The following is a 12,539-nucleotide window of genomic DNA, read 5'->3' on the forward strand; positions in this document are numbered from 1 at the left end:
TAGTTGCCTGAACCGGACAAATGGGCCATAATGCGGGTCGCGTTGCCGGGATGGCGGAATAGGTAGACGCACGGGACTCAAAATCCCGCGCTGGAAACAGCGTGCCGGTTCGATTCCGGCTCCCGGCACCAAAACACAGCAAGTTGAAGTTGAACAGCGTCTACAACCCGCCCCAGTCATGGAGAGCGGGTTTTTTGTTGTCCGTCGTCCTGCAACGGCGCCCATCGACACACGCCGGCCCGCAGGCCGGCGTGTCCCGTCAGGCGCGCGCCGGGGCTTGCTTGTCCTTGTCGTGATCGCCTATAAAGGGATCGAACCAGAACGTCACCGTACAGTTGTTGATCATGAAATCGAAGGCATACGTGACGGTGGTGTCGGGGGTCGGCACCGGGTTGGCATAGGCTACCCAGCTGCCGTCGGCCAGCTTGAGCGGCATCGAGGCCAGGTCGGTCCAGTTGCCGTTGCTGACCCGGAAGGCCATCAGCATCACCGAGTCGGTGGCGGCGGAACTGCTGGCGGCACGCCAGTGGATCGTCATATTGCCCACCAGCCCCTCGTCATCCAGCTCGCAGATGCCGCCCCGGTAGTGGTCATCGTTGGGGTGGTTGTCCGACATCGAGATCAGACTGCTGGTATTGTCCGGCTGCTGCGTGTTGGTCCCGATTTCATTGCGCAGGGTCACCGTATCGACGTAGATCATCACTTCCATATAAAAGCCGTTGACGACTGGCCCGATGGCGGCCATGCCGTAGACCGGGTTGCCGGCCGCGTCGCTTATGCCATTCAGTCCGGCCGTCAATTGCACGAAACTGAGGCGCGACACCAGCCGCCCTGCGCCCACCACCCCCTGCTTACCCGACAATCAATAATTACTATTTGAAAATATTATTTACTTGTCGGAATTCTTTACATATTCCGGGCAAGACTTTTCATGATCTGAATCAAAACAACGAGTTATGAAACTGGCACGTTCCATGCTCATCTATGCGATAAGAATAATCACATGGGATGCCCAAAATGAACTCGATCACACGTCGTTGCGTCGCACTTGCGCTGCTGGGATTGGCCGGCAGCGCGTCGAACGCGGCATTGGCAGGACCGCTGCCAATCTACTCCGGCACCTACCCCACGCCCAACTCCGCCTGCGCAACCTACGGCAATTTTGTTTCGTGTTCGACGGGCGTACTGAACTACTTGTCCGGCAGTGGCGCCGGCGGCTTCACGGGCGACTATACCTTCAGCGCGGCGCAGGGCGCGCTGCACGACGCGATCGTGGTCGCATCGAACGGCGGCGCCACGCTGGCCAACGGCGACGCGGCGCTGCCGTCGGAAAACGGCTTCAAAACCATCAACGGCGGCCACAAGGATTACTTCTTCACGGGCGACCAGAACGATCCCGCCAACAACGGCTTGCTGGCCAACGACACCGCGTTCAGCTGGGACATGGGCCTGTCCACGCTCAACAGCAAGCTGACCTTCGATGGCGACTACCACCAGATGATGATCGCTTTCGACTTCAATAATCCGCAGAACAGCACCGCCAGCCTGCCGATCTGGGCCTTGGTGACGCTGCGCGATACCGACGGCAACCTCGCCAACAAGTACTTTGAAACGCAGCAACTCGACCTCTTGGATATCTTCAAGGATCCGTCGCTGTTTCAATCGACAAAGACCTTCAGCGGCAGCGGCGTGACCACGCCAGGCTCGACCGACTTTGCGCTGACGGTCGGCACGATCTGCGTGGTCAGCGACACGGTATCGTATCCCTCCCCGAACGGCAGCAACTGCCCCACGGGCGGCCAGCTGGTCAATACCAACCAGGCGTCGAATGCCGTGGAATTCATCAACTACATTCCCAGCCTCGATCTGAAAGGACTCGAAGGCGCCGGCTACGATACGCTGTCGGTGCAGGTATGGATGGGTTGCTTCGGCAGCGGCGGCAAAACGTCCGGCCCGACGCTGGCCGACGGCAAACCCGTCGGGCCGTGCGACACGGGCGGCTATGGCGATATCTTCCTGATCGCCGGCGCGGCCCTGCCTGGCCGCGGCGATGTGCCGGAACCGGGCACGCTCGCGCTGGTCACACTGTCGCTGTGCGGCCTGTACGCCGCGCGCCGACGCCGTGCAATGCGCTGACGGGGTTGCAAGGCAGGCATCGCCAACACGCGGCGATGCCTGCCAACACAGGCCTGCCGCCCACCCTAGTGTCCCGAGTTAGAAATTCGTTGATGATTAAATGTGGAAATCGTAACGAGACAAGGAACAAAGCGCAGACAGGCCGAGGCCTGGCGAGCATGTGTGACGCAGTATCGGTGCGTTTGTCGCCATATTTATTCAACGAATTTCTAACTCGGGACACTAGGTTTTTAGCATCATCCCCTCCTCCCCGCAGCGTGATCGCGCCGCCCCCAAGGCGGCGCGATTTTCTTTTGGGACAGCTCTTGTCCCGGTCAAATTTCCGCGCGCCAGTATTGATTTTTAGCCAGCCGAAGCGCTTGACATCCCGGCCTTGAACTTTTGACAGCCATCAAAGCCAGCGGGGTCTCGCTCGATAAACTCGAATCTCATCAGCACCGCCGTCGCCGATTTTTCTGGCCACAACACAAGAACAACAAACCGCGAGGCCGTATGCCCAAGACCACCAACCTACTCGCCCTGTGCGCGCTGTCGCTCGGCTGCATGATCGGCGCGACAGCCGGGCAAGCTGCGCCGCAGGACGCAAGGGACACGCTGGAGCAGGGCAGGCGCGCCCTCGCGTCCGACACCGACAGCGGCGTCGTCACCAGCCAGTCGATCACCGTCGCCGGCCATGATTTCTGCCAGTACTTCATGGCCGCGTGGCGCGAAAAAGAAGGCAGTGAACGCTTCACCCTCGCCATCGTCGAACGCCCGTCGGCACGGCGCGGCAGCGAAGTGCGCATCGACTTCGCCCAGCGCCGCGTGTTCGAAACGCGCCTGCCGGCCGCCCGCGCGGCCATCAAATCGCTCAGCGAAGACGCCGCCGAACGAACCTGGCAAGCGGTGCTGGAAGCCGACGCCGAGCGCAAGAGCACCCACGACGCCGACCTGGCGCCCGACGAATTCTGACGCTGTCTCCACCCACTCAGTATATGTAAGGAAATCAGCCATGCCATTCCACCCTATTTTTCGCGCAGCCACGCTGTGCTTCGCCGTACTGGCGAGCAGTGCCAGCGCGACCGAACTCGTGTACCAACCAGTGAACCCCTCGTTTGGCGGTTACCCCGCCAACGGCGCCAACCTGCTGGCCGGTGCAACCGCAACGAGCAAGCACAAGGAAAGCTCGGGTCTGGGCGGTTCTTCTATCTTCGACCAGTCGCCGCTCGCACAGTTCAATCAAACGCTCGAACGCACTGTGCTAAGTCAACTCGCCTCTGCGGCCACCTCCAAACTGCTGGGGCAGGATGGCAAGCTGGTGCCGGGAACTTTTTCCACCGCGAACTTCACCATCACTGTCATCGACCTCGGCGGTGGCATGTTGCGCATCACCACGACCGACAGGTCCACGGGCGCCACCACCACCTTCGAGGTGGCGCAATGAACGCCCGGCGCTGGGCGATCGCCGCCGCGGCCGGAGCGAGCCTGCTGGCCGGTTGCACGTTCCGCCATCCGCCATCGGCCGTGACGGCCGGGGCGCAACTGGCGCCCGCCACGCCGGTCACGCGCGACCTGCTGAGCCTGCCCGCCCCAAAAGGCAAGGTGGCCGTTGCCGTGTATGGCATCCGCGACCAGACCGGACAGTACAAGCCGTCCCCGGACAGCTCGTTCTCCACCGCCGTGACGCAGGGCGCGTCGTCGATGCTGGTCAAGGCGCTCAAGGAGTCGGGCTGGTTCATTCCGGTCGAGCGCGAGAACCTGCAAAACCTGCTTACCGAACGCAAGATCGTGCGCGCGCTGGAAATGCCGCAACCGGCCGACGCGGCGCCGGTGCAGATTCCGCCGCTGCTGGCCGCGTCGCTGCTGATCGAAGGCGGCATTGTTGCCTACGAAAGCAATGTACGCACCGGCGGCGCGGGCGCACGCTTCCTGGGCATTGGCATGAGCACGCAATACCGGGTCGACCAGGTCACGGTGAACCTGCGCAGCATCGATATTCGCGGTGGGCAAGTCTTGCAGAGCGTGTCGACCACAAAAACGATCTACTCCTATGAGATCCATCCGAGCGTCTTTAAGTTCGTGAATGTGAAAAATTTACTTGAGCTGGAAGGCGGGATGACGCGCAACGAGCCGACCCAGCTGTGCGTCAGCGAAGCGCTCGAAGCCGGCGTCGCCCACCTGATCGTCGAGGGCCTGCGCGAAGGCAGCTGGGCGCTGCAGGACGAGTCGCAGTGGAGCAATCCAGTGCTGCAACGTTACCTCGCCGAACGCGCGCCTTTTGCGCCGGCGAAACAGGCCGCCAGCGGCGCGGGAGTGCAGCCATGACAGCGCGGATGACACTGCGGCTACGCGCCGCCCTGGCCCTGGCCAGCCTGTGCGCGGCCAGCCTGGCGCGCGCGGGCGACCTGGCGCCGTCCGAGCTGGCCGGCGCGGTGCCGCCGGCGCATACCCTGGCGCTGCGCCAGCAAGGCACGGGCAATAGCGCCACCATCGAGCAGGCCGGACGGCAGCACGTTTTCGAGGGGGTCCAGGCCGGGGCCGCCCAGCGGATCAAGCTTGCGCAGCGCGGCTTGTCGCAGCGCGCTACGCTGCGCCAGGAAGGCAGCGCCAACACACTGGACTTGCTGCAAAGCGGCGAGGGCAACCACGCCAGTGTCGGCCAGGCGGGGCAGGATAACCAGGCCAGCATCGTGCAGGAGGGCGTCGGCCACCGCGCCGATGTCGACCAGCATGGCAGCCTGAACGCGGCGCGCATCGCGCAATACGGGCGCGAAGGCAACGCGCGATTAAGCCAGTCGGGCAGTGGAAAAACCGCCACGCTGATTCAGCATCAGGGGCGCTGAATCCATCCCGCACCGCCCCCTTTCCTCTCCGGGAGTCTCTCCATGAAAACCCTTTTTCCGGCGCTCGCCGCCAGCATCGCCTTGTCCGTTGCGGCCAATATGGCCAGCGCCGCCTATGTCACCGTCACGCAGACCGGCAGCGCGAACACGAGCGCCGTCCACCAGCATGCGGACGCGCAAACCAGCGCCGCCGTGCGCCAGTCGGGCAATGCCAACAGCGGCGTGATTGTGCAGGACGTCGTCTATTACAGCGATGCGCAAATCACCCAGAATGGCGCAAACAATAGCGCCAGGCTGGAACAAAACGATGTCGGGCATATCTACCTGCGTGCTGTGCAAAGCGGCAGTGCGCATCGTGCCGATATGATCCAACGGAATAATTCCGGCATCGCCAGTGCGCTCGTCACGCAAAGCGGTACACGCCATGCCGCGACGGTGCTGCAAGACTTCGTCGCATTCACCCAACTCGGCATCGACCAGTCCGGCAACGGCAATCGGGCGACGGCAACCCAGATCGCCACCGAACAAACCACCCTGGCGATCACGCAAAGCGGGACGGCCAACAACGCCGCCACTTACCAGCACGGCGCCGCCAACAACAGCACGATCACCCAGAACGGCGCGCGTAACGTCGCCCTGCTGTCACAGAACCTGGCCTGGAACGATGCGCGCATGTCGCAAACCGGCAGCGACAACAGCGCGCGCATCATCCAGACCGGCGTTGCCGTCTACAGCCCGGCGCCGAACACGGCTTGGGTCAGCCAGCACGGCAATGGCTTCGCGGCGGCGCTGGTGCAAACCGGCGCGGCCAATAACGCCGGCGTCAATCAGTACTGACAGCGCATCGACAGCATTCAGCTACCGGGGTCGCTGAATCGTATCCATCCTGACCCTGTCCATTTACGGAGGCATTTCATGAAACTTCATTTATCCGCCCTGGCAAGCGCACTGACGCTGGCATTTGCCGCCACCTCGGCCCAGGCTGAACTCAATTCCATCACCGCGCAAAAAAGCACCGGCAACAACGCTTATACGGTGCAGCAAAATTCGACTGGCTTGATCAAGGCCACGATTTCGCAAACGGGCGACAACAACAAGGCGGGCGACTCCGTTGCCAAGACCGGCGGCATTGTCCAGATCGGCGTCAACAAGGATATCAGCGCCGCGATCACCCAGCAGGGCAACCAGAACAATGCCGGCATCCGCCAGGAAAAAGCCCTGCGCACGACGGCAACCCTGCTGCAAACAGGCAATCAAAACAGTGCCACGGTACGCCAGGACAGCGCCACGCAAGCGAACGCCACCTTGTCGCAGAACGGCCAGAAAAACAGCGCCATCCTCGACCAGCAGGGCGTGATCGACTTCGAGATCATTGCCAAGCAGACCGGCAGCGACAACAAGCTGGCAGTCAACCAGCTCAATTCCGGCCACCAGGGCGCGTTTGTCACCCAGAACGGCGTGGCCAACGGGGTGACGGTGGCGCAGACGCAAACCGACTACGCCACCGTGACGGTCAACCAGGCCGGCACCGGCAACAACGTCAAGGCGATTCAAAAGAGCGCCAACAACGTCAATTCGACCATTGCCCAGGACGGCACGGGAAACAATGCCCTGACCGAACAAGCCGGTAGCAAGAATCTCAGCACCATCAATCAGAAAGGCAGCAACAACCTCACCACCCTGACCCAGAACGCCAATGCCAGCCAGTCGCTGGTGACGCAGAACGGCATCGCCAACAAGGCAACGGTCAGCCAGACCGGCACCAACGCCAATAATTCCCTGGCCAATGTGTCGTTTATCACGCAAACCGGGAATGGCTATACCGCCAGCCTGAACCAGAACGGAAGCAACAACCATTCCGGCATCGTCCAGTACTAAGGGCGCACGGCGGCGCGCTGACCCGCGCCGTTTTCGTCGCATCCTGCCGTCCGCATCGCGTTATGCAATAAAATAGCGCGATGCAACTTACAACGATCCGCCAGCGCCTGCGCGCCCTGGGCGCCCTGCCCTTGCACGAACAGCGCGTGCTGCGCGACTGGGTCCAGGGCCGCCCCTACGACCAGGGACGCCGCCGCCCCAACGACTTCCTGCCTCTTGCCGTACGCACCTTTCTTCCCGCACTCGACGCCGAGCTGAAAGGCATGGCGCGCCTGATTTCCTCGCATCCCGGCGAAGATGGCTCGGCCCGCCTTCTGGTCGGGCTGGCCGACGGCCAGGCGGTCGAAAGCGTGCTGCTGCCGCGCGACGGGGTGTGCGTGTCGAGCCAGGTCGGCTGCGCGGTCGGCTGCCAGTTCTGCATGACCGGACGCGAAGGACTGATCCGCCAGGTCAGCAGTGGCGAAATCATTGCCCAGGTGGTGCTGGCGCGCACCCAGCGCCTGGTGAAAAAAGTGGTGTTCATGGGCATGGGCGAGCCGGCCCACAATCTCGACAATGTGCTTGAGGCCATCGATCTGCTGGGCACGGAAGGCAATATCGGCCACAAGAACCTGGTGTTTTCGACGGTCGGCGATGCGCGCGTGTTTGAACGTTTGGCGCAGGGCGTGGTCAAACCCGCACTGGCCTTGTCGCTGCACACCACCAAGCCCGCCTTGCGCGAGCAGTTGCTGCCGCGCGCGCCGCGCATCACGCCCGAACAACTGGTCGAGGCGGGGGAAACGTATGCGCGCCTGACCGGTTATCCGGTGCAGTATCAGTGGACCTTGCTCGAAGGCGTCAATGATGGGGACGACGAGATCGACGGCATCGTACGCCTGTTAAAAGGCAAGTACGCGGTGCTGAACATGATCCCGTACAACACCATCCCGGACCTGGCGTTCAAGCGGCCCAGTTGGGAGAGTGCGCGCGCGATTGCGGCCAGCTTGCATCGGCGCGGGGTGCTGACCAAGCTGCGCGATTCGGCCGGGCAAGATGTCGATGGCGGCTGCGGGCAACTGCGCGCCCGCGCCGCGGCACCGGCGCGCAGGACGATTGCGCTCAAGCGCGCCGATCCGGCCTGACAGGTAGTTCAGCGCACCGGCCCGGCTTGCCCGGCCTCTGCCTCGCTCGCCTTGCGCGGCGCCCAGTTGTCGTACTTGCGCTCGATCCGGCGCGAGGTGCCGTCGCGGTTCATGGCGTCGAGCGCGGCATTCATCTTGTCGATGATGGCGTCCGGCACGGCGCGGTTGCAGGCAAGATAAGCCTTGACCTGGTTAAACACCAGCACAGGAACGATCTTCCCCGCGAAGCCGTTTTGTTCGAGCACGCCGCCGCCGGGACGCAGGCCGGTCGCCCACAGGTCGATCCGGTTCATCAACAGTTTTTGCGGGTTGAGCATGTCGTTCGGGGCCGGATCGACCTTGAAGCCGCGCGCGCGCAGATAGTCGTCGCGCACGTCGCCATTGTAGGTACCGATGCGCAGCCTGCGTGCATCTTCCAGGGTGCTCAGCTGATAGTTGCGGTCGGCCCGCCCCAGCAGTACCCAAGCGCCCTCGTCGGTCGGCCCCACCCATTTGAACAATGGCTCACGCTCGGGCGTGCGCGTGGTGGCGTAGACGCAGCCGTTGGGACGCTGCACGGCCGAGGTAAACGCGCGTTTCCAGGGCAACACGTCAATCGAATAGCTCATTCCGGTACGTGCCATGATCTCGTGGATCTTGTCGGATGAGTAGCCCGCCACGCGCTCGCCCTCCACCATGATGGCCGGCGGTGCATATTCGGTCGTGATGAAGAGCTGCGGCGGGGCGTCCCGCAAGCCGGCATGGCCAGGCGAGCCGGCCAGCAATCCCGCAACAAGTAATAACTGCTTTACCATGGCTGGCCTTTGCGATTCCCTCGGCCAAGCATACCAGTTCCCGGCTTTTGGCGGCAATCGTGCTGCTGAGCACGAATTGATGCCATTTTGATGGCGGAGCAATGTTGCGGCACAAATACAGCGCTGCGCCTGGGACAGGCAAGCGCCGCTGCCCGCGCCGACCGTCGTCCGCGTGAATGACGATTTCCGCGCGCGCGGTTCGCCTCGCGCACAAATGATGCAGCACAAAGATTAAGCGGGTTCGCTGGCTAGAATGCCTCATGCCCGCTCATCACGACCTCGCTTACCGTTCGCTGTTCGCCCATCCGGAATTGGTGCGCGAGCTGGTCACGAGCTTCACGCCGTTCAAGCTGTTTGACGATGTGGCGCTGTCCTGCTTCGAAGCGGTCGATCCGGCGTATGTCAGCGAAGGCCTGGCGGCGCGCCAGAACGACATCGTCTGGCGCGTCAAGATCGGCGAGCAATTCCTGTACGTGTATATCCTGCTCGAATTCCAGTCCGGCGTGGACCGCTGGATGGCGCTGCGCATGCAGAACTATGTGGGCTTACTGTGCCAGAACCTGGTCAAGCGGCATGCGTTGGCGCCGTCTTTGCACTTGCCGCCGGTGCTGCCGCTGGTGTTCTACAACGGCGTGCCGCATTGGAGCGCCAGCACGGACCTGGCCACGCTGCTCATGGACGCGCCCACCGAGCTGCTGCCGTTCCAGCCATCCCAGCGTTACGTCCTGATCGACCAGCAGCGCCTGGATGCCGAGGCGCTGGAAGCCAATGCCACCCTGCTGGCGCTCCTGTTTCGGATGGAACTTTCAAGCGCTTCCGAGGTCAGAAACAAGGTCTTGCCGGCGCTGGCAACCTGGTTCCAGGACGCGCCCCAGGCCAGCCTGATGCGCTCGGTCGGAGCGTGGATCGAGAACCTGGCGAGTTGGCGCGGCGAACCGGCATCGTTCACATTTGACAGTACGGAGGAGATAGCCGATATGGGACGTAAATATGCAACCTGGGCCGAGGAATTCGAAGACATCGGCTTTCAGAAAGGAAGCGAAAAAGGCAAGGCGGAAGGCAAGATCGAAGGACGGGCAGAAGGCAAGGCAGAAGGCTGGACCGAAGGGCAACTAAGCGCACTGCGCGGCGTGCTCACGCATCTGTTGCGCAAGCGTTTCGGCGACCTGCCGGAAGCAGCGGCGCAACGCATCGCCGCAGCCACCCAGGCGGACCTCGAACAGTGGTGCCAGCGCAGCCTGGACGCGCCGGGTCTGGATGCCGTCTTCGGCGACAGAGCGACGTCGGCCTAACGCTGACTAAAGGAAACGCCGCGCACGACTGATGCAGCGCAAAGGTTCAGCGGGTTCGCTGGCTAGAATGCCTCATGCCCGCTCATCACGACCTCGCTTACCGTTCGCTGTTCGCCCATCCGGAATTGGTGCGCGAGCTGGTCACGAACTTCACGCCGTTCAAGCTGTTTGACGATGTCGCGCTGTCCTCCTTCGAACCGGTCGATCCGGTGTATGTGAGCGAGCGTCTGGCGGGGCGCCAGAACGATATCGTCTGGCGCGTGCGGATCGGAGAGCAATTCCTGTACGTGTATATCCTGCTCGAATTCCAGTCCGGCGTGGACCGCTGGATGGCGCTGCGCATGCAGAACTATGTTGGTTTACTGTGCCAGAGCCTGGTCAAGCGGCATCAATTGCCGCCGTCGTTGCAGCTGCCGCCGGTGCTGCCGCTGGTACTTTACAACGGCGTGCCGCATTGGAGCGCCAGCACGGACCTGGCCACGCTGCTCATGGACGCGCCCACCGAGCTGCTGCCGTTCCAGCCATCCCAGCGTTACGTCCTGATCGACCAGCAGCGCCTGGATGCCGAGGCGCTGGAAGCCAATGCCACCCTGCTGGCGCTCCTGTTTCGGATGGAACTTTCAAGCGCTTCCGAGGTCAGAAACAAGGTCTTGCCGGCGCTGGCAACCTGGTTCCAGGACGCGCCCCAGGCCAGCCTGATGCGCTCGGTCGGAGCGTGGATCGAGAACCTGGCGAGTTGGCGCGGCGAACCGGCATCGTTCACATTTGACAGTACGGAGGAGATAGCCGATATGGGACGTAAATATGCAACCTGGGCCGAGGAATTCGAAGACATCGGCTTTCAGAAGGGAAACGAAAAAGGGCAGGCTGAAGGCTGGGCCAAGGGCAGGACCGAAGGGCAACTAAGCGCCCTGCGCGGCGTGCTCACGCATCTGTTGCGCAAGCGTTTCGGCGACCTGCCGGAAACGGCGGCGCAACGCATCGCCGCAGCCAACCAGGCGGACCTCGAACAGTGGTGCCAGCGCAGCCTGGACGCGTCTGGTCTGGATGCCGTCTTCGGCGACAAAGCGGCGTCGGCCTAACGCTGACCAAAGGAAGCGCCGCGCACGACTGACGCAGCGCAAAGGTTCAGCGGGTTCGCTGGCTAGAATGCCTCATGCCCGCTCATCACGCCCTCGCTTACCGTTCGCTGTTCGCCCATCCGGAATTGGTGCGCGAGCTGGTCACGAACTTCACGCCGTTCAAGCTGTTTGACGATGTCGCGCTGTCCTCCTTCGAACCGGTCGATCCGGTGTATGTGAGCGAGCGTCTGGCGGGGCGCCAGAACGATATAGTCTGGCGCGTGCGGATCGGAGAGCAATTCCTGTACGTGTACATCCTGCTCGAATTCCAGTCCGGCGTGGACCGCTGGATGGCGCTGCGCATGCAGAACTATTGTGGGTTTGCTGTGCCAGAACCTGGTCAAGCGGCATCAATTGCCGCCGTCTTTGCACTTGCCGCCGGTGCTGCCGCTGGTGTTCTACAACGGCGTGCCGCATTGGAGCGCCAGCACCGACCTGGCCACGCTGCTCATGGACGCGTCCACCGAACTGGCGCCGTTCCAGCCATCCCAGCGCTACGTCCTGATCGACCAGCAGCGCCTGGACATGGCGGCGCTGGAAGCCAATGTCACCCTGCTGGCGCTGCTATTTCGGATGGAACTTTCGAGCGCTTCCGAGGTCAGAAACACGATCTTGCCCGCGCTCGTCACCTGGTTCAACGATGCGCCGCAAGCGAGCTTGATGCGCTCGGTGGAGGTATGGATTGAATGCCTGGCGAAGCGGCGCGGCGAGCCAGCGTCGTTCACGTTAGACAGTGCAGAGGAGGTCACCGACATGGGACGTAAATATGCAACCTGGGCCGAGGAATTCGCAAACATCGGCTTTCAGAAGGGAAACGAAAAAGGGCAGGCTGAAGGCTGGGCCAAGGGCAGGACAGAAGGTCTGACAGAAGGCAAAACAGAAGGACAACTCAGTACCCTGCGTGGCGTGCTGACGCAGCTGTTGCGCAAGCGCTTCGGCAACTTGCCGGAGCCGGTGGAACAGCGCATCGGCCAGGCTAGCCTTGCGCAACTCGAACAATGGTTCGAGCGCAGCCTCGACGCCCCTGGCCTGGAGGCGGTATTCGGCAACGGTGCGGCATCAAGCTAGCTCCGCGTCTGGCCGCGCCCTAGCCTGAATTTTGCATAAAAAAGGGCAAGAATGCCGTAAGTGATTGATAAAATGTGAGTTATCCCTAAAACACAATTTCAACACGAACGCACCTTGCCCGGCATGAATTCTACCTCAGAGCAGCTACGTTTTGCATCGATTCCAGCCCACAGCGTCCGTGCCGATTTCGCCGGTGGCGGTTTGTCGTCTGATCTCGGTCCGGTCCTGCTGCGCGGCGTTGACCTTCAGATCGGCCTGACCAAGCGCTTGGCCGCAGCTTTGCCCGACCGGCGCCATCAGAGTTACG

Annotated in this window: 14 protein-coding genes, 1 tRNA gene and 1 pseudogene; 14 read left to right on the forward strand and 2 right to left on the reverse strand. The window is 62.4% G+C overall.

What is annotated here, in order from left to right; genetic code table 11:
• Positions 1-44: 44 nt before the first annotated feature.
• Positions 45-131, forward strand: a tRNA-Leu gene (locus F2P46_RS08560).
• Positions 132-259: 128 nt separating this feature from the next.
• On the opposite strand, the gene F2P46_RS08565 is transcribed toward F2P46_RS08560, so the two are convergent.
• A complete protein-coding gene (locus F2P46_RS08565) occupies positions 260-862 on the reverse strand; it encodes a hypothetical protein (protein WP_166887515.1) in 603 nt (200 codons plus the stop codon).
• Positions 863-1,017: 155 nt separating this feature from the next.
• Between F2P46_RS08565 and F2P46_RS08570 the strand changes: the two genes are divergently transcribed.
• The 8 genes from F2P46_RS08570 to F2P46_RS08605 all read left to right on the forward strand — a co-directional run bounded on the left by F2P46_RS08570 (position 1,018) and on the right by F2P46_RS08605 (position 7,957).
• A complete protein-coding gene (locus tag F2P46_RS08570; RefSeq protein WP_166887518.1) occupies positions 1,018-2,136 on the forward strand; it encodes a PEP-CTERM sorting domain-containing protein in 1,119 nt (372 codons plus the stop codon).
• A 492-nt stretch (positions 2,137-2,628) separates the two neighbouring features.
• A complete protein-coding gene (locus F2P46_RS08575; protein ID WP_166887522.1) occupies positions 2,629-3,087 on the forward strand; it encodes a CsgE family curli-type amyloid fiber assembly protein in 459 nt (152 codons plus the stop codon).
• Between the two features lie 40 nt (positions 3,088-3,127).
• Entirely contained in the window at positions 3,128-3,559 is a 432-nt protein-coding gene (locus F2P46_RS08580; protein WP_166887524.1) for a curli assembly protein CsgF, read from the forward strand.
• Positions 3,556-4,440 carry a CsgG/HfaB family protein gene (locus F2P46_RS08585; RefSeq protein ID WP_166887527.1) on the forward strand — a complete coding sequence of 295 codons (885 nt, stop codon included), beginning with the start codon at positions 3,556-3,558 and terminating at the stop codon, positions 4,438-4,440. The genes F2P46_RS08580 and F2P46_RS08585 overlap by 4 nt, the downstream gene beginning before the upstream one ends.
• 8 nt (positions 4,441-4,448) lie before the next feature.
• Positions 4,449-4,958 carry a hypothetical protein gene (locus tag F2P46_RS08590; protein WP_166887530.1) on the forward strand — a complete coding sequence of 170 codons (510 nt, stop codon included), beginning with the start codon at positions 4,449-4,451 and terminating at the stop codon, positions 4,956-4,958.
• 42 nt (positions 4,959-5,000) lie between these two features.
• Positions 5,001-5,795: a hypothetical protein gene (locus F2P46_RS08595; RefSeq protein WP_166887533.1), complete on the forward strand. Its 795-nt coding sequence runs from the start codon at positions 5,001-5,003 to the stop codon at positions 5,793-5,795.
• A 78-nt stretch (positions 5,796-5,873) separates the two neighbouring features.
• Positions 5,874-6,836, forward strand: coding sequence for a hypothetical protein (locus F2P46_RS08600; RefSeq protein WP_166887536.1), 963 nt, complete (start codon positions 5,874-5,876; stop codon positions 6,834-6,836).
• Between the two features lie 80 nt (positions 6,837-6,916).
• On the forward strand, positions 6,917-7,957 hold the full coding sequence (locus F2P46_RS08605) for an RNA methyltransferase (protein ID WP_166887538.1): 1,041 nt from the start codon (positions 6,917-6,919) through the stop codon (positions 7,955-7,957).
• An 8-nt stretch (positions 7,958-7,965) separates the two neighbouring features.
• Here the strand turns inward: F2P46_RS08605 and F2P46_RS08610 are convergent, their stop codons facing one another.
• Positions 7,966-8,751, reverse strand: coding sequence for an ABC transporter substrate-binding protein (locus F2P46_RS08610; protein ID WP_166887540.1), 786 nt, complete (start codon positions 8,749-8,751; stop codon positions 7,966-7,968).
• A 260-nt stretch (positions 8,752-9,011) separates the two neighbouring features.
• Here F2P46_RS08610 and F2P46_RS08615 point away from each other — a divergent pair, with 260 nt between their 5' ends.
• From F2P46_RS08615 to F2P46_RS08635, 5 genes and pseudogenes are all read left to right on the forward strand, one after another.
• On the forward strand, positions 9,012-10,043 hold the full coding sequence (locus F2P46_RS08615) for an Rpn family recombination-promoting nuclease/putative transposase (protein WP_166887543.1): 1,032 nt from the start codon (positions 9,012-9,014) through the stop codon (positions 10,041-10,043).
• 74 nt (positions 10,044-10,117) lie between these two features.
• The gene (locus F2P46_RS08620; protein WP_166887546.1) at positions 10,118-11,125 is read left to right on the forward strand and encodes an Rpn family recombination-promoting nuclease/putative transposase; all 1,008 of its coding nucleotides are present in this window, start codon (positions 10,118-10,120) and stop codon (positions 11,123-11,125) included.
• Between the two features lie 74 nt (positions 11,126-11,199).
• Positions 11,200-11,421: pseudogene (locus F2P46_RS38785) on the forward strand (Rpn family recombination-promoting nuclease/putative transposase); the annotation flags it as partial.
• A 97-nt stretch (positions 11,422-11,518) separates the two neighbouring features.
• Positions 11,519-12,232, forward strand: a complete 714-nt coding sequence (locus tag F2P46_RS08630; protein WP_267875839.1) for a DUF4351 domain-containing protein — start codon at positions 11,519-11,521, stop codon at positions 12,230-12,232.
• Between the two features lie 123 nt (positions 12,233-12,355).
• A partial coding sequence (locus tag F2P46_RS08635) for a transposase (RefSeq protein WP_229509173.1) occupies positions 12,356-12,539 on the forward strand: 184 nt, incomplete at its 3' end.

The organism is Massilia sp. CCM 8734 (assembly GCF_011682155.1).
Lineage (GTDB): Bacteria > Pseudomonadota > Gammaproteobacteria > Burkholderiales > Burkholderiaceae_D > Telluria_A > Telluria_A rubra.